The organism is Polaribacter sp. P097 (assembly GCF_036864555.1).
In the GTDB taxonomy this organism is placed as follows: Bacteria; Bacteroidota; Bacteroidia; order Flavobacteriales; family Flavobacteriaceae; genus Polaribacter.
Window position 1 is genome coordinate 96,442 of record NZ_JAZETJ010000001.1, and the last position, 24,692, is coordinate 121,133.

Sequence of the window (24,692 nt, forward strand, 5' to 3'; positions counted from 1 at the left end):
TTTTTATTTCCATTTTAAAAGTATTACTATTATATTAGAGATAAAAATAAACAACATGAAGAATATATTTATACTAGCCGCATTTTTATTAACAAACACATTGTTTGCTCAGACAAATAATGAATTATCAACAACCATTAATACCGTAAATTTTGAAACGGATATTAAAGAAAATTACTTTTTAGGTGAAAACGATAAACTGCTAAATCTTTTTACAGACGTAAACTTTTTAGATGTAAATTCTAATATGAATACCGAAAGAAAGTTTTTAATTAAATCTATAGAAAAAGAGAGTTTGCTTGCTAATAATTTAAGTAATAAAAGTATTGTGGTTACAAAAAGTAAGAGAAGTGTAAATGATGATAATAGCTTAACTACAGATGTTAAAAGTAATTTTGTAAATACAATTATCGAAGAAAAATTAGCTTTAGAATTACTTAAAAATTTGAATACTAATGAAGCACTAACTTATGGAGATAAAAATACAGAACTGTATATAGAATATAACCAATTGAGAAATAAGTTAATTAAAACTTACGAAATTAGTAAGGATGTTGAGTTTCAAATTGGAAAAAGTGTGTACCCATATCTAAATAAAATTTTAAAAACAGAACTAGATAAAACCTTAAGAAATAGTTTAAACTTATTTGTGATTAACTTCTAATTGATAGATAGTTCACTAAGTGAGACATTTTATTCTTAGCTTGCTAATTATAAAGTGTCTTTTTTTTATTTTGCAGCATGAAGGAATTAAAAACGGCCCCATTTACAGTTACACTAATAGATACTTACAATATTTATATTCCAAATGACATATTTAGACCTTTTTGGGAACAAAAAATGGGTAGGGTTCAAGTAGAAATTACTCATGAAAATTATCATCTAAAATTTTACGCAGCTGTAAAAAGAGATAAAAGTTCTGGAGATTTTAAAATGATGTTTAGCAAACAAAAGCAAAAAGAACTTCAAATAAATTTAGGTGATTCTTTTACCATACAACTCTTTGAGGACACCTCTAAATATGGTGTAGATGTACCAGAAGAATTAGAAGAAGTTTTCTTAACTGATTTTGAAGCTTTCACAATTTTTGAAACTTTAACGAAAGGTAAACAAAGAAGTATTATTTATGGAGTGAAAAGATTTAAAACCAGTCAGCAAAAAATAGATAAAGCTCTTATTCTTTGTGAAAATTTAAAAAGAAGAAATTTTGATCCTATGAAAATTTTTAAATTAGAATAATACGTTCATCTTCTAAAATTTTCAGTTTCTTTGGCAATAAAATGAACCTAGCTAGAAATAAAACAAACGAAACAAAATAAAACGATTACCAATAAAAAACCCTTCAGTTAAAAAACTGAAGGGTTTAATTCTAAAATTACAATCCGTTTATGAAATTACCATAAGGATCTTTAAATTGAGTTCCTTCAGCAAAACGATATTTGCTTAGTTTCTTAAATTCAACTAATGCCCATAACACAAACTCTTTTACAAAATAAGCATCAGCTTTATTCATATTTGGTTGATGTTCTTTTAGAAAATCATCTAAAGGTTTAATTTTATCTAATTCTTTTTTGTATGCTTCTTCATAATAATCATCTAACAATTCAAAATCTTCTTCAGCATTAAAGAACCAAGAAACAATATCATCATAAGGTGTTTCTGCATCTTGCCTTTCTAACTTTTTAATTTCTGGAAAATAAGTTGGGAACAATGTTTTAATTGCTCTTTTTATTAAAGTCTCTGCAACTACTTGAGCACCTTCTTGTTCACCTTCGTAAACCAATTCTACTTTACCTGTAATTGCAGGAATAATTCCATCAAAATCATTTAAACGAATCATGGTTTCTGAATCTCCTGCTAAAATTGCTCTTCTTTCTGCAGTACTTAATAAGTTCTCAAAAGCAGAAATACTTAATCGTGCACTTACACCACTTTTAGCATCTATGTACTCACTATCTCTAGCTTCAAATACAACTTGCTCTAGCAAATCTTTTGCTAACTCTGGTACTTGTATAAATTCTTTCTGAGAAGCTACTTTATTTGCTTCTTGCTGAGTAATGGTTTTAGCAGTTTCAATATCCTCTGGATAATGTGTCAATATTTGCGAACCAATTCTATCTTTTAAAGGAGTTACAATACTACCTCTATTGGTATAATCCTCAGGATTTGCTGTAAAAACAAATTGCATATCTAAAGGCAATCTTAGTTTGAATCCACGAATTTGAATATCCCCCTCTTGTAAAATATTAAACAATGCAACTTGAATTCTAGCCTGTAAATCTGGTAATTCATTAATCACAAAAATACATCTGTTTGCTCTTGGAATCATTCCATAATGAATTACTCTATCATCTGCATAACTCAACTTTAAATTAGCTGCTTTTATAGGATCTACATCTCCTATAATATCTGCTACAGTTACATCTGGTGTTGCTAATTTTTCTGCAAAACGATCGTTTCTATGCAACCAATAAATTGGTGTGTCATCTCCTTTCTCATTGATTAACTCAATTGCAAATCTAGATATAGGCTTTAAAGGATCATCATTAATTTCTGAACCTTCTACAACAGGTATGTATTCATCTAATAAATCTACCATAAGTCTTGCCAAACGTGTTTTGGCTTGACCTCTTAAACCTAATAAATTTATATTATGTTTACTTAAAATAGCTCTTTCTAGTTCTGGAATAACTGTGTTTTCATAACCATGTACTCCTTTAAAAACAGTTTCGTTATTCATCATCTTACTGATTAGATTTTCTCTCAGCTCGTCTTTGATCGATTTTGATTCGTAACCTGTTTTTCTTAATTCTCCTAATGTTTTTATATTCTCTAAATTCATCTATCCTCTAATTCTTTTTTTTCTGTTTGTTTCATAATCTTCAAATATCATCTCTCCTAAACCTCTTAAGCCTGTATAAAATGCTTTTCCTTGATTTGCTTGCGTAAATGCCTTTACAAATTGCATTAAGTAAGGATCTTGAGCAATCATAAAAGTGGTAATTGGTATGTGCAATTTTCTAGCCTGTTGAGCCATTGCATAACATTTATTTACAATGTATTTATCTAAGCCATTACTGTTTTTATAGTATTGACCATCAGGCAAACGCAAACAACTTGGTTTACCATCTGTTATCATAAAAATTTGTTTATTGGTGTTTTTCTTTCTGCGCAACAAATCCATAGCTAATTGCAAACCAGCAACAGTATTGGTATGATAAGGCCCTACTTGTAAATAAGGTAAATCTTTAATTTTTATAGTCCAAGCATCATTTCCAAATACTAAAATATCTAAAGTGTCTTTTGGATATCTAGTTGTAATTAATTCAGCCAAAGCCATAGCTACTTTTTTGGCAGGTGTTATTCTATCTTCACCATATAAGATCATAGAGTGACTAATATCTATCATTAAAACAGTACTCATTTGGCTTTTATGTAGTGTTTCTTCTACCACCAAATCATTTTCTGACAATGTAAAATCGCCTATGCCATTATTAATTTGAGCATTTCTAATACTCTCTGTCATAGAAACCTTATCTAAATTGTCTCCAAATTGATAAGCTCTAAAATCTCCAGTATGCTCATCTCCAATTCCTGATGATTTACTTTTATGATTACCAGAACCACTTCTTTTAATTTTACCAAAAATGTGGTTTAAGGCCTGTTGACGAATTGCTCTTTCTGTTTTAGAGGTTATTGCTGTACCTCCTGTACCATCTGCTTTAATCTCTTCTTTTATATATCCTTTTTTCTTTAAGTCTTCTATGAAATCATCTATAGTATAATTCTCATCAGTTAGTTTGTATTCTTTATCTAAAGATCGTAACCAGTCTATAGCCTCATCAAAATCACCTGAAGTATGGGTAATTAGTTCCTTAAAAATTTCGAACAATTTTTCGAAGGGAGACTGCTTGTCTGCTTCATAAGTTTTAAAAACAAATCCTTTTCTTTTTATATTTTCTTTCATCACTATAAAAATACGCCTTTAATTAAGCTGATAAAAAATATTAACATTGCTTTAGCATATGTATCAATTAGTTTAATTGATACCATTAAATAAGTCACTAAATTCAATAATATCAGAAATTTAAACATGTTAATTTTAGTATATAATTAACATTTATGTTGTATTTCTATCCTAACTTGACACATAATTAAAATTAAATCGACATTACAATGAAATCAAACCATTTACAGAAGTTTAAAATTCTGTGTTCATTTTTAATGGTGTTCGGAATTCTAGGAGTCCCAAACACAAATGCACAGTTTTGGAAAAAGAAAAAAAAGGAAGTTAAAAAAGAGGCTCCTGCCAAAAAAACACCACCTAAAAAGAAAGGTAAAACCATTAAATCACTTACAAAAAGTAGTAAAAAAATAGATGGTTTATTTACCATTTATCAAGATACTGTAACAGGTTCTGTAAAACTATTAGTTAAAAAAGACCAGTTAAATAAAGACTTTATTTATTTCTCTCAAATTGCAGATGGTGTAACAGAAGCTAATGCATATAGAGGTTCTTACAATGGTTCTAGCGTATTTCATGTTACTAAATATTTTAATCGTTTAGAATTTATGGCGCCAAATACTGCCTTCTATTTCGATAAGGATAATGCAATTTCTAAATCTTCGGAAGCAAATATTAGCGATGCTGTAATTGCAAGTGGAAAACTATTGGCTTCTGATGAAGAAAAAGGTGAGTATTTAATTGATGCAAATGGATTGTTTTTATCTGAAACATTTACAAGAATAAAGCAACCAAGATTTCCTGGTCAATCTCCTTTTGCGTTTAGCTTAGGTAGATTTGACAAATCGAAATCTAAAATTAACGAGATTAAAAACTATCCAGAAAACACAAATATTAAAACAGAATACGTTTACAGCAATCCAAACGTAATTAATGGTGGTTCTGCAGCAGTTACAGATGGTAGAAATGTTTCTATTAAAGTATTTCACACATTTATGAATATGCCAGAAGATGGCTATAAACCAAGAATGGATGATGCTAGAGTTGGGTATTTCTTAACGCAAACAAATGATATGACTACTACAGAAACTGTAAATTATAGAGATATGATTCACAGATGGAGATTGGTAAAGAAAAATCCGGAAGCAGCTATTTCTGAACCTGTAACGCCTATTACTTGGTGGATGGAAAAATCGACACCTGTAGAATGGAGAGAAACCATTAAAGAAGGTGTTTTAGCTTGGAACGAAGCTTTTGAAAAAGCTGGCTTTAATAATGCTATGGTTGTTAAAATGCAACCAGATGATGCTACTTGGGATGCTGGAGATGTAAGATACAATGTTTTACGTTGGACATCTTCTCCTAATCCACCTTTTGGAGGTTATGGACCTAGTTTCGTAAACCCAAGAACTGGTGAAATTTTAGGAGCAGATATTATGCTAGAATATGTGCATTTTACAAATAGAGTTTTCGCTGATGAATTATATAATAATGCTGCTGCCAATATGCATTTAGAAACATCTGCTGAATTAAGAGCTAAGAAATATTTAGCTAAAAACAACTTATTATTGTGTTCTGCAGGTCATATCATGCATGAAAACTTACAATTAGGTACTGCTGTTTTACAAGCTACAGGTGCTTCTGAGTTGGATATGGAAGGTATCAGAAAAGAAGGGATGAAATCTTTAATTATGCACGAAGTTGGGCACACTTTAGGTTTAAATCATAATATGAAAGCGAGTCAAGTGTATTCTCCTGAACAATTGGCAGATGCTAACTTTATTAAAGGAAAAGCACTTACAGGTTCTGTAATGGATTATGCAGGAATTAACATTACTAATGACAGAAGCAAACAAGGACAATACTATGATATGGCTGTTGGCCCTTATGATATTTGGGCTATTCAGTTTGGGTATACTCCTTTTAAAAATACATCAGAAAGAGAAGCTTTATTAGAAAGATCTACAGAACCAGAATTAATTTTTGGTAATGATGCAGATGATATGCGTTCTCCAGGTAAAGCAATTGACCCTCGAGTAATGATTGGTGATTTATCTAATGATCAAATTACATACTCTATCAACAGATTTGAGCTTGTAAATGATATGATGAAAAATCTTAAAAATCAGTTTACTAAAAAAGGTGAAACTTATGAAGATTTAAGAAGAGCTTACTATACTTTGCATAACCAAACCAGAATTGCAGGTGGCGTAGTTTCTAGATTCATTGGTGGAGTTTACGTAGACAGATCTACTTATGGACAAGAAGGTGGTACGCAACCTTACACACCTGTATCCAAAGAAGATCAAAAAAGAGCTATGGATGCTTTAGACAAATACATATTTGCCCCAGATGCATTCAGCACTCCAAATGAAGTATATAATTATCTAGCAAGACAAAGAAGAGGATATAATTTCTTTGGAGGTCCAGAAGATCCAAAAATTCATGAGCAAGTACTAGGCTATCAAACAAGTGTTTTAGCACATATCATGCATCCAAACACACTACAAAGGTTATCGAATTCTGAGCTTTATGGAAACGAATACAAGCTATCAACATTCATGACAGATTTAAACAATATGATGTTTAAGCCAGACATTTACGGTAGTGTGAATTCTTTCCGTCAAAATTTACAAGCAGTGTATACCAAACGTTTAATTGCTATGGTTACTGGTAGAACTAGCTCTCGTTTTTCGGTAGCTTCTAAGTCTATGGCCATTTATAATTTAAATGCCATTAAAAGTTGGGTTAGCAATGGTAAAGGTGATGTAGCAACAAAAGCACACAAAAATCATTTAAAAACGTTAATTACAAACGCAATGAAAGAAATAAAATAATTTTTAAGAATTATTTATTAGAAACCGTAATCTTTTCGATTACGGTTTTTTTTATCTTTACATATGGCAAAAATTTTAATTTCTGGTGGTACAGGTTTAGTAGGTACACAATTAACAAAATTACTCTTAGAAAAAGAACATTCAGTAAACATTCTTACAAGAACACCTGATGCTTCTAACGAATATAAATGGGATATATCTAAGCAAACTATAGATGTTGATGCTTTTAAGGATGTTGATTATATTATTCATTTGGCAGGCGCAGGTATTGCTGATGAAAGATGGTCAGATAAAAGAAAAAAGGTAATTATTGATAGTAGAGTAGATTCTGCAAACCTACTGTTTAACAAAGTAAAAGAATTGAACTTGCCTTTAAAAGGTTTTATATCAGCTTCAGGAAGTGGATATTATGGAGCGATAACTAGCGCTAAAATTTTTGAAGAAAATGACGCTGCAGGAAATGATTTTTTGGGTGAGGTTTGTGAAAAATGGGAAGCAGCTGCATTTCAATTTGAAAGTATAAATATTCCTGTTTCAATTTTAAGAACAGGAATTGTATTATCTAAAACTGGTGGTGCTTTAGAAAAAATGAAAACACCTGTAATTGCAGCTTTAGGTTCTGGTAAACAATATATGCCATGGATACATCTTGATGACTTATGCCAAATGTATATACATCAAATTGAAGAAAATGTAAACGGGGTTTTTAATGCTGTGGCTCCTGAGCATCATACAAGCACAACATTTTCTAAAGAACTAGCAAAAAGTGTTTCTAGACCTTATGTTGGAATTAATGTACCCAGTTTTATTCTGAAACTAGCTTTTGGAGATATGGCTAAAATTTTACTAGAAGGCAGCAGACTAGCATCAGATAAAATTAGAAAACATAAGTTTAGCTTTCAATTTCCAGAATTAGCTGAAGCCCTAGATAATTTATTTAAAAAGTAGTAGAAATATTTAAATCTACTTCACTCCAAGTTTTAGAGATACCATCTGAACCTTTGTGTAAATCTTGACAAACCTTATTTAAAGAGGCCAATGCTTTACCAGCATTCCAAGTATTTATGTCTATAATAGCTTTCATATTGAATTCATTTCTATGAATAGTATATGTAAAAGGTACTGCCTTAGTTTCTCCATTCATGGTAATGTTTGCAATTCCATTGCTATCATCAACCAATTTTAAATCTCCAGAAAGAAGCTTAGTATTGTTCATTACACCAAAAAAGAATTTCTTTATCTTGTAATCTCTACTAGAATCTTTTGTAATTAAGCCACTAACTGGTATTGAAAACTCAGTATTGTTAATTGCTTCTTTTATGTTAGCTCCTTCACCTCCATGAGTAATATCAATTTTCTTAAAAGAACCAGCAACTCCAATTTTCTCTGTGGTTTTATATGCTGTGAATTTTATATTAGTTTTAGCGTTAGCTACACTAAATGCTGCTGTACTTTTCTTAGGTTCAGTTGTTGTAGGAGTAGTTTTAGTAGTGGACTCACTCTCTGATTTGCAAGATGTTAAATTGAATACTAATACACATGCAAAAATTGTAACTAATACTTTTTTCATAATCTAACTATCTTTATTTTTTTGTAAAATTTGATTTGCTAATTCTATATACTTCTCTTTAGCTTCATCTGAAGACATACCTTTCAACTGCATCCATGCATTAAATTTAAAGCCACTTCTTACATCTAAACCACTGTTAAACGAGAAGTTATTTCCAAAGTTTGCTTGCTTATGATAAGCGTACAGTTGCAACATTAAATCTGGTGCAATCGTTTTTTTGAGCTTAGACAGTTTTTGAAAAGCATCATTAAAATTTTGATCTAAATCTTTAATAACTTCTATTTTTCTGCAATCACTTGTGTACCTCCTTTTACCTTATCTCCTAAACTAACATTTAGTTTAGTTCCTAAAGGAAAATACAAATCTACTCGTGAACCAAATTTAATAAAACCTGCATCTGTACCTTGAACCACTTCTTCACCTTCAATGGCATAATTTACAATTCTTTTGGCTAGAGCACCTGCAATTTGTCTATATAAAACATCTCCAAAACTATCATTATGAATTACAATAGTGGTTCTTTCATTATCTGTAGAAGCTTTAGGATGCCAAGCTACCAAGTATTTTCCTGGATGATATTTGCTGTATTTAATCTTACCACTCATGGCGTATCTTGTAACATGCACATTAATTGGAGACATAAATATTGATACCTGTAATCTTTTGTCTTTAAAATATTCTGGTTCTTCTACCTCTTCTATCACTACAACTTTACCATCTACAGGCGCAACAATAGTATTTTCATTTAATTGTGCTATTCTTTTAGGATTTCTAAAAAACTGCAAAACGATAATAAGAAACGCTACTGCCAATATTTGAATTGACTTTGTAACCCATACAATATCAATAAATTTTTCTGCCAATAAAATAGCAGCAATTACAATGATGAATGTAATTACAATAATTTTGTAACCTTCTTTATGAAAACGAATCATGCTTTAAATTATATAATTAATAAACAAATATACAAAGGGTGCAGCAAATAGTAAACTATCTAGCCTGTCTAAAATTCCTCCATGACCAGGCATAATGTTTCCACTATCTTTAAGACCTGCCTGTCTTTTAAATTTAGATTCTACTAGATCGCCAGTTGTACCTAATACAGAAACCAAAACACCTATAATTAGCCAATGCAGCATAGAGAAATCTAAATTAAACTTACTAATTAGTAATGCCGCTAATAGTGAAAAAACCAATCCTCCAACAAAACCTTCTATTGTTTTTTTAGGAGATACTGATGGAAAAAGTTTATGTTTCCCAAAATTTTTACCGATTAAAAATGCAAAAGAATCGTTTACCCAAATTAATGATAAAATACTGATCATTAAATATGGATGAAAACTGTTCTCGTAAAATGGTAACAAGACCAAAAAACACATTGAGAAAATAACATACCTGTAAGTTAACCCAAGTTTTTGCCTGTTATCTTTATAATTGATTTCTTTTTTTACAAATAATTGATAAACTAAGTAGGTAGATGATAGCAACGTTATAGTAAGAATACCTATTGAAGCGTAGCTATATTGCCTACTAATTAAAAGGTATAAGGTTAAAGGAAATAAAATATATGCAGCGTAGTTTTTTAGGGCGATGAGTTTAGAAAACTCCCAAATGCATAAAAAACCAAAAAGTGTAATTAAAACAATATAAGACTCTTTAGAAAAGAGAATAGCAGAAATAAAAATAAGGACATAAATAATTCCAGAAAAACTCCTTCTTAAAAGGTTGCGCATATTATAAATCTTCAAACAACAGCAAATATAGGTTTTTTGAGTTATTGTTGCCATAGTTTAAAAAATTATCATCAACATTCTGAGTGCTGTAATTTTTTATTGAAGATATGTTTGTAGGCAAGTTATTTGCATATTTTGTTTTGATTCCTGTAAGGCCTTGTCCAGTATCTTTAACTAATTGACTGGTAGTTGCGTAAACAATAAAATTATTGGTATAATCTTTAAGTTTTGTGCTTTTTAATTGTTTCGATGAGAATAAAACATCACCATTATCTGCTATTAAATGTTCACAAGTTGTAAAAGCAGGTAGGTCTGAATTGGTATTTGTGGCTATTCTAACCTCTTTTTGGTTTACAATAGACTTTAATTTTGGATTTAACAACTGTACAGCATTCCAATTATTTTCTGATAGAATGTTGGCAAAATTAGTTTTTACATCTGCCTCACTTGTGCAGTAAAGAAACTTACCCCCTTTATTCACAAAGTTGTGTACAAACAAATCATCAAGAGATAAATTTACCTCTTGATTTTGTATTTGTTTATCCTCTTTAATTGGGATATTAAAAAGTTTCTTTAAAAAATCCATTAAAAATTACGATTCTGTTGTAGTACTCTCTGTTGGCAAGTCTTTTTCATCTTTTGACTTTACTTCTGTATCTAAAGCCTCAAATGGTCTTTTACCAAAAATTTTCTCTAAATCGTCTTTGAATATTACTTCTTTTTCTAAAAGCAATTCCGCTAAAACTGTAAGTTTTTCTTTGTGTTTAGAAAGCAATTCAATGGCTCTTTGATACTGAATTTCTATCATTTTAGAAATTTCTTTATCAATCATTTTACCAGTTTCCTCACTATAAGGTTTTACAAAGGCATCATTACCTGAAGAATCGTAATAAGTAATATTACCAACTTCATCATTTAAACCATATACTGTAACCATAGCTCTTGCTTGTTTGGTTACCTTTTCTAAGTCGCTTAATGCTCCTGTAGAAATTTTATTAAAAATAATTTTTTCAGCAGCTCTTCCTCCTAAAGTAGCACACATTTCGTCTAACATTTGCTCTGTTTGCACAATTAAACGTTCTGCAGGCAAGTACCAAGCAGCTCCTAAAGATTGACCTCTAGGTACAATAGTTACTTTTACTAAAGGTGCAGCATGTTCTAACATCCAACTTACAGTGGCATGACCAGCTTCATGAAATGCAATTACTTTTTTCTCTTTTGGTGTAATACGTTTTTTCTTTTTCTCTAAACCACCAACGATTCTGTCTACAGCATCTAAAAATGCTTGATGATGAATAGCTTTCTTACCATTTCTAGCAGCAATTAAAGCAGCTTCATTACACATATTAGCAATATCTGCTCCAGAAAAACCTGGTGTTTGCTGTGCTAAAAACTCAACATCAACATCATCTGCCAACTTTAAAGGTTTAATATGTACTTCAAAGATTTCTTGTCTTTCTCTAATATCTGGTAAGTCTACATAAATCTGTCTATCAAAACGTCCTGCACGCATTAAAGCTTTATCTAAAACGTCTGCTCTGTTGGTTGCAGCAATTACAATTACGTTAGTATCTGTACCAAAACCGTCCATTTCAGTTAATAATTGATTTAACGTATTTTCACGCTCATCATTACCACCTGTCATTGAGTTTTTACCACGTGCTCTACCAATTGCATCAATCTCATCTATAAAAATAATAGAAGGCGATTTTTGCTGTGCTTGTTTAAACAAATCACGCACTCTAGAAGCACCTACCCCAACAAACATCTCTACAAAATCTGAACCAGAAAGTGAGAAAAAAGGTACACCAGCTTCACCTGCAACTGCCTTTGCTAATAATGTTTTACCAGTTCCTGGAGGACCTACTAATAACGCTCCCTTTGGAATTTTACCTCCTAAAGAAGTATATTTTTCAGGGCTTTTTAAGAAATCTACAATTTCTTGTACTTCTTCTTTTGCGCCTTCTAAACCTGCTACATTCTCAAAAGTTGTTTTTACTTTAGTGTCTTTGTCAAAAAGTTTAGCTTTAGATTTCCCAATACTAAATATTTGACCTCCTCCACCAGAACCTGCTCCTCCACCAGACATTCTCTTCATAAAAAATAACCAAATCGCTATTAAAATGATGAATGGTAAGAAACCAACTATAGCTTCAAAAATGCTCGTTTTTTCTTTGTTATCAATATCTACAACTAAGTTTTTTTCTTCCTTAGCCTCTATAACACTTTGCTCAAAGGTTCTTTGATCTCCAAAATTGTATTCATACACTGCAGATCCAGGTCTGTAAAATGTAGAGGTTGTAAATTTTTTATGTTCCTCTTTTTTTAGCGCTTCTTGTGTTAAGAATATTTGAGCTACATCTTTGTTAATCACAACAATTTTCTTGATATCATTATCATTCAATATTTCTTCGAACTTATTTCTTGAAATACTTTTAGATGCTAAATCTCCACTGCTGAAAAACTGAATAGCTATAATGGCTAAAAATATACCTCCATAAATCCAATAAGAACTGAATTTTAATTTAGGCATATTTGACTTATTGTCTTTATTTGAATCACTCATGTGTTATAAAATCAATAGGATTATACTGGGTTAATTTCGGTGATTTTTGCATCACCCCAAAGGCTTTCAATATCATAATAATCTCTAACATGCTTTTGAAAAATGTGCACAACTACGTTTACATAATCCATTAAAACCCATTCAGAGTTTCCTTGACCTTCTACATGCCAAGGTTTATCTTTAACCTCTTTACTTACTACTTTTTGAACTGAACTAGAAATAGCGTTCACTTGTGTATTTGAATTACCAGAGCAAATTACGAAATAATCGCATACGGTATTTTCTATATCTCTTAAATCTAATAATTGGATGTCTTCTCCTTTAACATCATCAATTCCTTTAATAATTACAGCGATTAAATCATCTGTGCTTACTTGTTTTTTTGTCATTAATCTCTTCTCTAATTTAATGCAAAGTTATTATTTTTTTGCGAGTATTTTGTGTATTATTGAACTAGTTTACACAATATTTAACAATTGAATTTAATCAAACTTAATGCCATTGATTCTACAAATTCTTTTTTAAAAGAAATGGCGAAAAATTCTTCTTTAGAAAACTATACTGTGGTTGTAGCTAAAGATCAAACAAATGGGCGTGGTCAACAAGAAAATACTTGGGCCTCAGAACCTTTTAAAAACCTTACGTTCAGTGCTTTTATCAATGATTTAAATTTAGAATTAAACCATTATAAATATTTTAATTTTGCCATTAGTTTGGGTGTGTATGATGCTATTTCTAAGTACATTAATAGACAGTTATTTATAAAATGGCCAAACGACATTCTGTCAGCTAATCAAAAAATTTGTGGCATTTTAATTGAAAATTCAATTTCTAAAGGTGCTATGAAATATGCTGTGGTTGGAATTGGTATTAATGTAAATCAAGAAACATTTTACGAGAACCTATCTAAAGCATCATCTTTAAAAAATATTACAGGCAAATCTTACAACTTAGATGAATTACTTGTAGAAGTTGTAACTGCAATAAAACTTAGAATAAAACAATTGCTAGATAAAGAGTACGATACCTTAGAAAATGACTACCTGAAAGTATTATACAAAAAAAACATTCCTAGCATGTTTAAAACAGCAGAGAATGCTTTATTTATGGGTAAAATTATAGGTATTTCTAATTCTGGAAATCTTAAAGTAGAACTCGGAGATGAGACTATAAAAGAATTCGGAATTAAGGAAATTTCTTTTGCTTAAATTGTTTCTAAGTTATCTGTTAGTGTTTCAATAAAACTCGTTAATGGTTTTTTAACCATCATTGCCATCATTGCATTAAACTTTCCCTGAAATTCTAATTGTACTTCAGATGAATTTTCATCTACAGGCTGAATATCTGCCACTAGTTGAAAATCTAATTTACTACTTGCGGCTCCAAGAGTTACATTAGAATAAGGAGTATTCTCTTTCAAAACTAATCTGATTTCTGGCATTCCTTTTAAACCAAAAATAAATGAATCGCCATCTACTTCAAATTTCTGAATAGATTCTGGCATTAACTGCTCAAAGTTCTTTAAATCAGATAAAAATTCGAATGTTTCTTTTTGAGATTTCTCAACTACTACTCTAGTACCTTGTATATTCATGCTTACTTATTTTATTGTTTCCACTCACTAGGGTTAGCTCTCCATTCTTGTAGAGTTGCTAATTCTTTTTGAGAAATATAATTACTGTCTAATGCTTGCTCTAAAAGATTCTCGTAATTACTTAATGTTTTTAAGTTTACGTTTTTTTCTTTAAAGTTTTCTGTTGCTACATCAAAACCATAAGAAAATATGGCAACCATACCTTTAACTACTGCTCCAGCCTCTTTTAATGCTGCAACTGCATTTAAACTACTATTACCTGTACTTATTAAATCTTCTATAACCACAACATTCTGACCACTTTCTAAATGCCCCTCAATTTGGTTTTTTCTACCATGTTTTTTAGGTTCTGGCCTAACATAAACAAAAGGCACACCTAGTTCTTGAGCAACTAAAATCCCTATTGCTATAGCACCTGTTGCGACCCCAGCAATTACATCTGGTTTACCATATTCTAACTCAGCAATTTTAGCAATTTCCTCCTTTAAAAAAACACGTACTGGAGGATAAGATAAGGTAACTCTATTGTCACAATAAATAGGTGATTTCCACCCTGAAGCCCACTGAAAAGGTTCGTTAGGACTTAGTTTAATCGCTTTTATTTGCAATAAAAGTTCAGCTGTTTTTTTTGAAGTATCTTTGTTCATAACCATGTCACAAATGTATAAAGTTTTTGTAAATGATAAACCAATAATTATCACATCTTCATCAAAAAATGAAAAAAATTTTCCAATTTATTCATTCTCTGAACTTGAATTTGATGATGTACTTCTTAAATTAGAAGAGGAAACTATTTTTGGCGTCATTTTAGTCAGTGCAAATTTAGAACTTGATTGGCAAATATTCACTAAAAATTTAAAAGTAATTCCTGCTGCAGGTGGTTTAGTTGTAAATAATCAGCAATCAGTGCTATTTATTTTTAGAAACGGAACATGGGATTTACCTAAAGGATGGATAGAAAAAGGGGAATCTAAAGAGTTAGCAGCTGTTAGAGAAGTAGAAGAAGAATGTGGTATAACCAATCTTTCTATCTTAAAACCATTGCCTACAACTTATCACATTTATAAACATAAAGGCCTAAAACTTAAAGAAACACATTGGTTTTTAATGCATTCTAATGATGCATCACCCTTAACACCACAAGTAGAAGAAGGCATTACAAAAGTAACTTTCTTAAATACTATAGAAATAAAAGAAGCACTTTCTAACACATATGCCAATATTAAATTGGTTTATGATGCTTATAAACAGGCTTAAATCTAAAAAACATACTATATTTGCCGACTTTTAAAAGCCTATAAGTTATGACAGAATTCATAAAAAAAATTACCCCAAATGTTAAAGACGATGTTTTAGCAGGTATCACTGTTTCTTTAGCAATGATTCCTGAAGTAGTTGCTTTTGCGTTTGTTGCACAAATAGACCCTTTAGTAGCACTTTCTGGAGCATTCATTATAGGTTTAATCACAGCTATTTTTGGTGGTAGACCAGGTTTAATTTCTGGTGCTGCAGGTGCTGTTGCTGTTATTTTTGTTTCTATGATTGCTGAAGGGCATACGAAAGGAATGCTTTTTGACACGCCAATAGATAACATGGGTTACTTCTACCTTTTGGGTTGTGTAATTTTAATGGGTGTAATTCAAATTCTAGCAGGAGTTTTTAAATTAGGAAAATTTGTTCGATTAATTCCTCACCCAGTGATGATGGGCTTTGTAAACGGTTTAGCTATCGTTATTTTTTGGGCGCAAGTAAAAATGTTTTCGCACAAATCTTTAAGTGTTTCTGCAGAAGGTGTAAAAGAATATACAAGCACATTTATGCAAGGCACTGAACTTTATATTATGATTGGTTTAGTTGCTTTAACAATGGGTATTATTTGGGTATTACCTAAAATTACTAAAAAAATTCCAGCATCATTAACTGCTATTTTAATTACTACTCTAATCGTTGTTTTTTCTGGATTGGAAGTTTCTACAGTAGGTTCTTATATTATAGAAGGTGGAGGAACAGGATTAAAAGGCGAGTTTCCAACTCCGAATTTAGAACTATGGCAAAACTTACCCTTAAATTTAGACACCTTAACTTTTATCTTACCTTTTGCTGTTTTAGCAGCATCTGTAGGTTTAATTGAATCGTTAATGACAATGAATTTAGTTGATGAATTAACGGAAACTAGAGGAAATGGTAATAAAGAGTGTGTAGCTCAAGGAGCAGGAAATATAGTAAGTGGTTTATTTGGTGGAACAGGTGGTTGTGGAATGATTGGCCAAACTGTTATTAACATCAACGCTGGTGGTAGAGGAAGATTATCTGGAATAATGATGGCTGTTACCTTATTAACTTTTATACTATTTACAGACAAATTAATAGAGCAAGTGCCAATTGCAGCTTTAGTAGGTGTTATGTTTATGATGGTTATTGAAACCTTTGCTTGGTCTAGTTTTAGAATTATTAAGAAGATTCCTAAATCTGATGCTTTTGTTTTAATTACTGTATCTGCTGTAACCGTAATTTTTGATTTAGCAATTGCAGTATTTGTAGGTGTTATTATTTCTGCTTTGGTTTTTGCTTGGGAAAATGCAAGAAGAATTAGAGCTAGAAAACGTTTTAAAGAAGATGGAACTAAAATATATGAAATTTGGGGTCCTTTATTCTTTGGTAGTATTTCTGCTTTTAATGAAAAATTTGATGTGAAAAATGATCCAGATCAAGTAGAAATAGATTTTGTTGAAGCTAGAATATCCGATCATTCAGCAATTGAAGCAATATTTGCTCTAGTAGAAAAATACCAAGCACTAAATAAAAAGGTTACTTTAAAACATTTAAGTGAAGATTGTAAAGTTTTATTATACAAAGCTTCACCAATTTTTAAAGATGTTATTGTAGAAAATATTGACGACCCAAGGTATCACCTAGCTGCAAATCCTGAGAAGTTTCCAAAACCTTTAAGTGAATACAAGTTTTAGACTTAAACCTTATAACTTTTGATTAAAAGAAGGTAACAAAATTATAATTAGTAAAGCTTCTTTTAGTTAATCACACAGAAGGTTAATTTAAAATATACTAGTATAATTTTATAAATATTCAAGTATATTTTTTAATTTATACTACTATAATTTTATAAATAGTGTAGTGTTTTAAAAGAAATAGGAAGTTTGTGAGCTCAAAATTGAAAGCTCTGCTTACTTGAAATGTATTAAAATAATTTATTCTTTTGGTTACAACTTGCAATAAATTACAAACAATACTTTCCTAGAATCCAATAACCTATTAATATTTATTTCTATTTAAAAATTAGTATATTTGGATAACCAAATTGGTTAACCAATTATTGATTTATGTTTAGAGTCCTTTTTTTACTACTTCTTTTTACTGCTACAACTCCAAATTTAAAAGCACAAGTGGTTTTAAATGCAGATGGTGCAGGAAATACTTATGAGTTGATTAACTCAGTTATGGCTCCAAATTACAATGTTGTTGAAGTTCCAGATTGTGGTCACACCTCCTTTGGAAGACATATTGATGAAATTTTTGATTCAGAATTAAACAAGCATGTTTTTCGCTTTTTTGCACATACTTCAGAAGATAATGATAGGTGTAAAACCTTTGACAGGCAACGAACTGAAATTAAATCTTATGATAAAAGTCCTGATAATCTAATAGGCTTAGAAGGAGAACGTGTCATCTATAAATGGAAAATGAAGATTAGTTCTGATTTTCAAGTTTCACCTAATTTTACCCATTTACATCAAATAAAATCGGTTGGAGGTGATTTCGCATCAATCCCTATTTTTACGTTAACTGCAAGGAAAGCTACTCCAGATCGATTGGAATTAAGATATACAAGTACCAACGACCAAAATACCATAAAAACAGCTGATCTTGATTTGTTGCGTGGCAACTGGGTATCAATAACAGTTGATTTAACTTATGGCACAAATAGCAACTACGAAATTGAGATTAAAAACACAGCAACTGATGCTGTTATTCTATACTACCAAAACTCTAACTTAGACAATTGGCAGGAAGGAGCTGAATTTGCAAGACCAAAATGGGGTATTTATAGAAGTTTGAATAATGCGCAAGATTTAAAAGATGAGGCTGTTCTTTTTGCCGACTTTAGTATTGAGGAAACTTCACCTCTATCTATAAATGATGTTAATCTAGTAAATAATGCAATCAGTATATACCCAAATCCTTCAGATAATTTTATAACTATTGAAAACAGTAACATTAATTTTGATGGATTCACCATTTACTCTGCTCTAGGAAAAACAATTCTAGAAAAGCAAAACTATACTTCTAATAAGATAGATATTTCTTCACTTCCAAAAGGGAATTACTTTATTATGTTTAAGAAAGAAGGTAAAGTTGTAAGCAGAAATAATGTTTTAATACATTAATTAGAACAAAATACAAACTGGGTTTGGTGCTTTAATTTCAGAAATAAAACTTAATTTACCATTCTTTTTATTTCGTTTGAATGAAACTATATTACTCGATTTTTCATTGGCTACAAGAAGAAAATCTCCATCTGGAGAAAGAGCAAAATTTCTAGGCCAATTACCTTTTGTACTCTCAAAATCCAGAATTTGTAAATTTCCATTTAGAGGATCAATTTCAAAAATAGCAATTGAATTATGTCCACGATTTGAAGCATACAAAAATTTACCATCAGCAGAGATATGAATATCTGCAGCATAGCTATTTCCTTTAAAATCTTCAGGCAATATTGAAAAAGTATTTTTTAAACTATACTTATTTTCATTTTCTACAATTAAAGAAACTTTGTTGTTCAGTTCGTTTATGGTATAAAACCAATTTTTGCTTGGATGAAAAGCAATATGCCTTGGACCTGCTCCATCTGCCATTTTAATTTTTTCCTGTTTTGTAAATTCAAAGGATTTTTCGGAGTCATTGTAGGTAGAAAACCACAATTCATTGGTTCCTAAATCTGCAGTAATAATTTCATTCCTAGAAGGATGAAAATATGCTGAATGTGCATGAGGTGCTTCTTGTCTTGCAGTGGTTCCTTTGCCAAAATGTTGTTGTACTGCCAACAAATTAGTTAATCCATTTTGATTATCAATTTTATAAGCTGCAATATTACCACCTGTATAATTAGCTACAAGAACTTCATTATCTGAATTTATAGTTATAAAACAAGGATGTGCACCACCTGTTTTTGAAGTACTTAAATAAATTAATGAATCGTTTTCAATACGATATGATTTTACAAAACCTGTACCTTCATCATCTGTTTCATCTACTGAAACTAAGGTTTTACCATCATTAGATTTTGCCAAATAAGATGGATTGTTGGTTTCTGTAGCTAAACCTATTTTTTGTAAAATTCCATCTTTGTTAATGGCATATTTATAAATACCCTCACTTTCTCCTGAAGTATATGTACCCACAAAAAAGGTGGTTAATTCTGAAGATTCTATATTGGTAGTTTTACAATTTATACAAACTAATATTAAAGCGAACAGCACTATTTTTTTCATAATTAATAAACTTTGAATACAGGTAACATTAAATGCGCTTTTTCGTAATAAGGAGAATTTTTGTAAATAAAATCCAACTGTTTTCTAGGGCTTTTCTCAAAATCCTTATCCTCTTTTAACTTATTTTCAAACTCATTTTTCAAAAATTCATTGTCTTTTAAAATTTGTTCTGCAACATCTTCAAAAACATAAGCAGAATAGCCCTCTTTTTTTTGTAAAACTGTATCAAAGAAATTCCAATTGAAGAATGAATCTGTAGCTTCAGCCTCCATAGTTTCCAGCAAATAACGCACTCCATTTTGATTGGTTGGTATGTATAAATCTCCTTTTTTAAAGGTAACTTCTTCTGATGAACTAAAAACTTCTGTATTGTAATGTAAATAATGCCCTTCATAGGGCGCATTTCTAGATTTAAAATCTTTTACATGATTTACGGTTACTGAAATTGTAGTGTCCTTACTAAACCTAGTATATTCAATTAAATTATTATCTAGTCTAGCAACAATGTCATGCCATCCTTTAGGTAAAATATAAGCAACAGGAATTTCTATTTCTTTGGTTACTTTAAATTCATCAAAATACTTGGTGTCTTTTTCAAATGGCTTGTTTTTGTCATAAAACAATCTTTTGCCAATGGTAACTTTACTTTCTATATAACTACCTTCATATCCTTTAAACTTTAAAGTTCTGTATTTTTCTCTATCTACAGCATATTGAATAGGATATGTTTTTTTTGTTAAAATTTCTTCGGTTGCTTTTGCTCTTAACTCCTTAATTTTAGCTGAATTCTCTTCTGTAAAATCAAAAGCAGAAAATAGTAATTCATACGTTTGCTCCACTCTAATTTTATAAGGTTTTAGCATGTGTGTTTCTACCATTAATCCTAAAGTATTAAACAGGGTTGTATAACCTGTAGAATATCTAGGTGAATCAAAAAACTGAGAAAAACCAACTTCTGGAGTATTGCCCCAAACATTTACATAAGGTGTTATGATAATATCTTTTTGTGCCAGTGATTGTTCTAAACCAGGCCTCATTTCATTCTGTAAAAAAGAACCTAAACTACCCCCTAATTTATTGTGCTGCGTAAATAAATGCGTTATTGCATATTGATAGTCTGCACCATTACTAACATGATTATCTATAAAAACATCTGGATTTACCGTGTGAAAAATTTCAGCGAAAGCTGCAGCATTTTTTGTGTCTTGCTTAATAAAATCACGATTTAAATCGTAGTTTCTAGCATTTCCTCTAAAACCATATTCTACAGGTCCATTTTGATTGGCTCTAGTGTGCGAATTTCTATTTAAAGAACCACCTACATTATAAACAGGGATTACACAAATGATAGAATTTTGATACTTTTTCTGTAAAGAATCGTTTTGAACAATATCTCTTAACAACATCATAGAAGCATCAATGCCATCTGATTCTCCAGGATGAATTCCATTATTAATTAAAATTCTATTTTTTGATGAACTTTTAATTTCATCAACATTATAAATTCCATTTCTATCATAAACTACTAAATGCAATGGTCCTCCAGAATCTGTTTGTCCAAAACTGAACAATGAAATTTGTTCGTAAGCATCTGCTAAATTGGTATAATACGCAATTACATCTTTGTACTCTGGTGTTTCTGTACCTTTAGATTTTTCGAAAAGTGTGGTAAAATCTGTAGTTTCTTTAGTTGATTTATTGCAAGAAACAATAAAAATAAAGGCAGAAACCAATAGGGTTTTCAGTAAAAATTTATTCATAAATTATTTTTTAACTCTAACTGCATCAGGAACTAAACCTGTATAATCTCCATTATTTCTGATAACATCTCTTACAATAGATGATGATATATAACTCTTACCTGAAGAAGTTAGTAAGAATACAGTTTCTATTTCCGATAATTTTCTATTAGTGTGTGCTATGGCTTTTTCAAACTCAAAATCAGCAGGATTTCTTAATCCTCTTAAGATAAATTCGGCATTTTGTTCTTTACAAAAGTTTACTGTTAAACCTTGATAGGTAACTACTTTAATTTTTGGTTCATTCTTAAATGTCTCTTCAATAAAACTTTTACGCTCTTCTAAACTGAACATGTATTTTTTATCGGCATTTATACCAATAGCAATAATTAGCTCATCAAAAAGTTTTACACCCCTTTCAATAATATCAAAATGACCAAGTGTTATAGGATCAAAAGAACCTGGAAAAACTGCTTTTTTCATAATTTTAATTTAATGCCATCTGAATAGCGTTATCAAAAAGTTGTGCTAAAGAAATGCCAGCCTCTTTAGCTTGTTGAGGCAATATACTTTCTTCGGTTAAACCTGGCACTGTATTTATTTCTAAGAAATATGGCTCATTATTAACAAAGATATATTCTGCTCTAGAAAAACCAGACATATTTAAACATTTATACACATTTTGGGCTACGTCTTCTACCGTTTTTTGTTGTTGTTCTGTAATTCTTGCAGGTGTAATTTCTTTTGATTTACCTTCATATTTAGCTTCGTAATCAAAGAAATCATTTTCAGAAACTATTTCAGTAATAGGTAAAACTTTTATTTCATTTTCATACTCAATAACACCTACTGAAACCTCTGTACCCTCTAAAAATGATTCAATTAAAATAGCTGAATCCTCATTATACGCCTTTATAATTCCATGAAAAATCTCTTCTTCTGAATATGCCTTAGATATACCATAACTAGAACCTGCATTGTTAGGTTTTATAAAACAAGGTAAGCCAACTTTATCTTTTATTTCTTTGGTATTAATAACATCACCCTTATTTAAATAGATAGATTTTGCAGTTTTAATACCATATTCTTTTACAACACTTAAGGTATCTCTTTTGTTAAACGTGAGCGCCATTTGATAAAAAGGAGCTGATGTATGAGGAATGTTAAGCAATTCTAAGTAGCTTAAAATCATTCCATTTTCGCCAGGATTACCATGTATTGCATTAAACACACAATCAAATTTTATGTGATTCTGATTTATAACGCAAGAAAAGTCATCTTTATTAATCTGGTATTCTGCATTAGATTCATCTAAAACTACCCATTTATCTTTTAAAATATGTACTCTAAAAACATTGTATTTATTTGTATCTAAATTTTGAAATACAACATTCCCGCTTTTTATGGAAATATCTGCTTCAGATGAATAACCACCCATAATTATGGCAATATTTTTTTTCATCAAATTCTATTATTTAAACAAATTTATCAAAATATAAATAGAAACTGCAACGTTTAGATTTTATATATTTGTGCACCAATCAAAAAACATTCTATGGGTATTTTTCAGTTTCTTAAAAGTAAATCGTTTTTTAAACAATTAGCAATTGCTATCGTTAGTTTTGTATTGCTTTTTTTTATCCTTAAATTTTGGTTGAATGTAACTACAAATCACGATCAAAAAATTCAAGTTCCAGATTTGCATAAAATGACAATCAGTGAAGCTGAAAGAAAGTTAAATGAGCTAAATTTAGATTACAAGGTAATTGATAGTGCTAGTTATAACCCTGAATATCCAAAAAGATCGGTAATTGAACAAAGCCCTTCAGGAGGTGATTTTGTAAAAGAAAATAGAAAAATATACTTAACGTTAAATCCTTCTAAATACAGAGATATTACCATTCCTGATTTAAATGGAAGAACCAAAAGACAGGCAATTTCTGAACTACGAGCAATTGGTTTTGTTGTAGGTACAGAATACACCTACGTAAAAGATATTGGTAAAGATGTGGTTAGAGGATTAAGACATAATGGTAAAATTATAAATCCGAATGATAAATTGCCAAAAAACTCTTTAATTGAGTTGGTTTTAGGTGATGGAAATAGATAGATTATTAAGATAGATAATTAAAAGAGATTTGGAAGAAAACCAAAATTTAGAATCAGAAAACGACGATTTATACGAACATTATAAATTTGTTGCAGCAGATGGTCAAGAGCCTTTAAGAGTAGATAAATTTTTAATGAATTTTATTGAAAATGCTACTCGTAATAAGGTGCAACAGGCTGCAAAAGCAGGTAATGTTTTGGTGAATGATATTGCTGTAAAATCAAATCATAAGGTGAAGCCAAAAGATGTTGTTCGTGTAGTTTTGGCTTATCCTCCTGCAGAAAACTTGTTGGTTGCAGAAGATATTCCTTTAAATATTATTTATGAAGATGATGCTGTAATTGTGGTTAATAAACCTGCAGGTATGGTTGTGCATCCAGGGCATGGGAATTATTCTGGAACTTTAGTAAATGGTTTAATTCATCATATAGAAAATTTACCAACCAATTCTAATGAAAGACCTGGTTTGGTGCACAGAATAGACAAAGATACTAGTGGGTTATTAGTTGTTGCAAAAACTGAATTTGCAATGGCTCATTTATCGAAACAATTTTTTGACAGAACTACAGAGCGTTTGTATTATGCTTTAGTTTGGGGAAATATTGAAGAAGATGAAGGTAGAATTGAGGGTAATATTGGCAGAAGCTTAAAAAACCGTTTACAAATGGCTGTTTTTCCTGATGGAGATTTTGGCAAGCATGCAGTAACTCACTTTAAGGTTTTGGAGCGCTTAACCTATGTAACTTTAGTGCAATGTAAGTTAGAAACTGGAAGAACACATCAAATTAGAGCGCATTTTAAGCATATTGGTCATACATTATTTAATGATGAAAGATATGGAGGAGATGAAATTTTAAAAGGTACAACGTTTACAAAATACAAGCAATTTGTTCAAAACTGTTTTAAAGTTTTACCAAGACAAGCCTTGCATGCCAAAACATTGGGCTTTACACACCCAACAACTGGAGAATTTTTGAGGTTCAATTCTGAAATTCCTGATGATATTAGTGAATGTTTAGAAAAGTGGAGAACATACAGTGAACATTCTAAAGAGGAAATTGAGTAATTTTCT

25 protein-coding genes are annotated in these 24,692 nt (G+C 30.6%); 10 read left to right on the top strand and 15 right to left on the bottom strand.

The window, feature by feature from the left end; translation table 11 throughout:
* The first annotated feature begins 55 nt into the window (after positions 1 to 55).
* Together V7R38_RS00460 and V7R38_RS00465 are read left to right on the top strand one after the other, a co-directional pair.
* Positions 56 to 664: a hypothetical protein gene (locus V7R38_RS00460; protein WP_334055597.1), complete on the top strand. Its 609-nt coding sequence runs from the start codon at positions 56 to 58 to the stop codon at positions 662 to 664.
* A gap of 77 nt (positions 665 to 741) precedes the next feature.
* Complete coding sequence (locus tag V7R38_RS00465; protein WP_334055598.1) at positions 742 to 1,239, top strand: YdeI/OmpD-associated family protein; 498 nt, start codon at positions 742 to 744, stop codon at positions 1,237 to 1,239.
* Between the two features lie 136 nt (positions 1,240 to 1,375).
* Here the strand turns inward: V7R38_RS00465 and V7R38_RS00470 are convergent, their stop codons facing one another.
* On the bottom strand, positions 1,376 to 2,842 hold the full coding sequence (locus tag V7R38_RS00470; RefSeq protein WP_334055599.1) for a magnesium chelatase: 1,467 nt from the start codon (positions 2,840 to 2,842) through the stop codon (positions 1,376 to 1,378).
* A complete protein-coding gene (locus tag V7R38_RS00475; protein WP_334055600.1) occupies positions 2,843 to 3,967 on the bottom strand; it encodes a vWA domain-containing protein in 1,125 nt (374 codons plus the stop codon).
* A 209-nt stretch (positions 3,968 to 4,176) separates the two neighbouring features.
* Between V7R38_RS00475 and V7R38_RS00480 the strand changes: the two genes are divergently transcribed.
* Together V7R38_RS00480 and V7R38_RS00485 are read left to right on the top strand one after the other, a co-directional pair.
* Positions 4,177 to 6,801: a zinc-dependent metalloprotease gene (locus tag V7R38_RS00480; RefSeq protein ID WP_334055601.1), complete on the top strand. Its 2,625-nt coding sequence runs from the start codon at positions 4,177 to 4,179 to the stop codon at positions 6,799 to 6,801.
* 63 nt (positions 6,802 to 6,864) lie between these two features.
* Positions 6,865 to 7,749 (top strand): TIGR01777 family oxidoreductase, encoded by an 885-nt coding sequence (locus V7R38_RS00485; protein WP_334055602.1) that lies wholly within the window; start codon positions 6,865 to 6,867, stop codon positions 7,747 to 7,749.
* On the opposite strand, the gene V7R38_RS00490 is transcribed toward V7R38_RS00485, so the two are convergent.
* Genes V7R38_RS00490 through rsfS form a run of 7 tightly spaced genes read right to left on the bottom strand, consistent with a single transcriptional unit; the run spans position 7,739 to position 13,059 of the window.
* Positions 7,739 to 8,371, bottom strand: coding sequence for a YceI family protein (locus tag V7R38_RS00490; RefSeq protein WP_334055603.1), 633 nt, complete (start codon positions 8,369 to 8,371; stop codon positions 7,739 to 7,741). The two genes, V7R38_RS00485 and V7R38_RS00490, sit on opposite strands and share 11 nt — an antisense overlap.
* A gap of 3 nt (positions 8,372 to 8,374) precedes the next feature.
* Positions 8,375 to 8,653: an acyl-CoA-binding protein gene (locus V7R38_RS00495; RefSeq protein ID WP_148284818.1), complete on the bottom strand. Its 279-nt coding sequence runs from the start codon at positions 8,651 to 8,653 to the stop codon at positions 8,375 to 8,377.
* Positions 8,650 to 9,306, bottom strand: coding sequence for a phosphatidylserine decarboxylase family protein (locus tag V7R38_RS00500; protein WP_015482314.1), 657 nt, complete (start codon positions 9,304 to 9,306; stop codon positions 8,650 to 8,652). Before V7R38_RS00500 ends, V7R38_RS00495 begins: the two co-directional genes overlap by 4 nt.
* Positions 9,307 to 9,309: 3 nt before the next feature.
* Positions 9,310 to 10,104 carry a phosphatidate cytidylyltransferase gene (locus V7R38_RS00505; RefSeq protein WP_015482313.1) on the bottom strand — a complete coding sequence of 265 codons (795 nt, stop codon included), beginning with the start codon at positions 10,102 to 10,104 and terminating at the stop codon, positions 9,310 to 9,312.
* Position 10,105: 1 nt separating this feature from the next.
* Complete coding sequence (locus tag V7R38_RS00510; protein ID WP_334055604.1) at positions 10,106 to 10,690, bottom strand: hypothetical protein; 585 nt, start codon at positions 10,688 to 10,690, stop codon at positions 10,106 to 10,108.
* A gap of 6 nt (positions 10,691 to 10,696) precedes the next feature.
* Positions 10,697 to 12,670, bottom strand: a complete 1,974-nt coding sequence (gene ftsH, locus V7R38_RS00515; protein ID WP_334055605.1) for an ATP-dependent zinc metalloprotease FtsH — start codon at positions 12,668 to 12,670, stop codon at positions 10,697 to 10,699.
* Positions 12,671 to 12,690: 20 nt separating this feature from the next.
* Entirely contained in the window at positions 12,691 to 13,059 is a 369-nt protein-coding gene (rsfS, locus tag V7R38_RS00520; protein WP_015482310.1) for a ribosome silencing factor, read from the bottom strand.
* An 87-nt stretch (positions 13,060 to 13,146) separates the two neighbouring features.
* Here rsfS and V7R38_RS00525 point away from each other — a divergent pair, with 87 nt between their 5' ends.
* Positions 13,147 to 13,878: a biotin--[acetyl-CoA-carboxylase] ligase gene (locus V7R38_RS00525; RefSeq protein WP_334055606.1), complete on the top strand. Its 732-nt coding sequence runs from the start codon at positions 13,147 to 13,149 to the stop codon at positions 13,876 to 13,878.
* Here the strand turns inward: V7R38_RS00525 and V7R38_RS00530 are convergent.
* Both V7R38_RS00530 and pyrE read right to left on the bottom strand, forming a co-directional pair.
* Entirely contained in the window at positions 13,875 to 14,264 is a 390-nt protein-coding gene (locus V7R38_RS00530) for an SRPBCC family protein (protein ID WP_334055607.1), read from the bottom strand. The two genes, V7R38_RS00525 and V7R38_RS00530, sit on opposite strands and share 4 nt — an antisense overlap.
* A gap of 11 nt (positions 14,265 to 14,275) precedes the next feature.
* Entirely contained in the window at positions 14,276 to 14,917 is a 642-nt protein-coding gene (gene pyrE / locus V7R38_RS00535; protein WP_334055608.1) for an orotate phosphoribosyltransferase, read from the bottom strand.
* Between the two features lie 7 nt (positions 14,918 to 14,924).
* Here pyrE and V7R38_RS00540 point away from each other — a divergent pair, with 7 nt between their 5' ends.
* The 3 genes from V7R38_RS00540 to V7R38_RS00550 all read left to right on the top strand — a co-directional run bounded on the left by V7R38_RS00540 (position 14,925) and on the right by V7R38_RS00550 (position 18,667).
* Positions 14,925 to 15,521 (top strand): NUDIX hydrolase, encoded by a 597-nt coding sequence (locus tag V7R38_RS00540; RefSeq protein ID WP_334055609.1) that lies wholly within the window; start codon positions 14,925 to 14,927, stop codon positions 15,519 to 15,521.
* Between the two features lie 47 nt (positions 15,522 to 15,568).
* Positions 15,569 to 17,230, top strand: coding sequence for a SulP family inorganic anion transporter (locus tag V7R38_RS00545; protein WP_334055610.1), 1,662 nt, complete (start codon positions 15,569 to 15,571; stop codon positions 17,228 to 17,230).
* A gap of 372 nt (positions 17,231 to 17,602) precedes the next feature.
* On the top strand, positions 17,603 to 18,667 hold the full coding sequence (locus tag V7R38_RS00550) for a T9SS type A sorting domain-containing protein (protein ID WP_334055611.1): 1,065 nt from the start codon (positions 17,603 to 17,605) through the stop codon (positions 18,665 to 18,667).
* Here the strand turns inward: V7R38_RS00550 and V7R38_RS00555 are convergent, their stop codons facing one another.
* The 4 genes from V7R38_RS00555 to V7R38_RS00570 are packed head-to-tail and all read right to left on the bottom strand — an operon-like array spanning position 18,668 to position 22,972.
* On the bottom strand, positions 18,668 to 19,771 hold the full coding sequence (locus V7R38_RS00555) for a lactonase family protein (RefSeq protein WP_334055612.1): 1,104 nt from the start codon (positions 19,769 to 19,771) through the stop codon (positions 18,668 to 18,670).
* A gap of 2 nt (positions 19,772 to 19,773) precedes the next feature.
* Positions 19,774 to 21,531: a M14 family metallopeptidase gene (locus V7R38_RS00560; RefSeq protein WP_334055613.1), complete on the bottom strand. Its 1,758-nt coding sequence runs from the start codon at positions 21,529 to 21,531 to the stop codon at positions 19,774 to 19,776.
* Positions 21,532 to 21,534: 3 nt separating this feature from the next.
* Entirely contained in the window at positions 21,535 to 21,993 is a 459-nt protein-coding gene (gene coaD, locus V7R38_RS00565) for a pantetheine-phosphate adenylyltransferase (protein ID WP_015482301.1), read from the bottom strand.
* A gap of 4 nt (positions 21,994 to 21,997) precedes the next feature.
* Positions 21,998 to 22,972 (bottom strand): D-alanine--D-alanine ligase, encoded by a 975-nt coding sequence (locus V7R38_RS00570; RefSeq protein WP_334055614.1) that lies wholly within the window; start codon positions 22,970 to 22,972, stop codon positions 21,998 to 22,000.
* Positions 22,973 to 23,065: 93 nt separating this feature from the next.
* Between V7R38_RS00570 and V7R38_RS00575 the strand changes: the two genes are divergently transcribed.
* Positions 23,066 to 23,620, top strand: coding sequence for a PASTA domain-containing protein (locus V7R38_RS00575; RefSeq protein WP_015482299.1), 555 nt, complete (start codon positions 23,066 to 23,068; stop codon positions 23,618 to 23,620).
* 28 nt (positions 23,621 to 23,648) lie between these two features.
* Complete coding sequence (locus tag V7R38_RS00580; protein WP_334055615.1) at positions 23,649 to 24,686, top strand: RluA family pseudouridine synthase; 1,038 nt, start codon at positions 23,649 to 23,651, stop codon at positions 24,684 to 24,686.
* Positions 24,687 to 24,692: the final 6 nt, after the last annotated feature.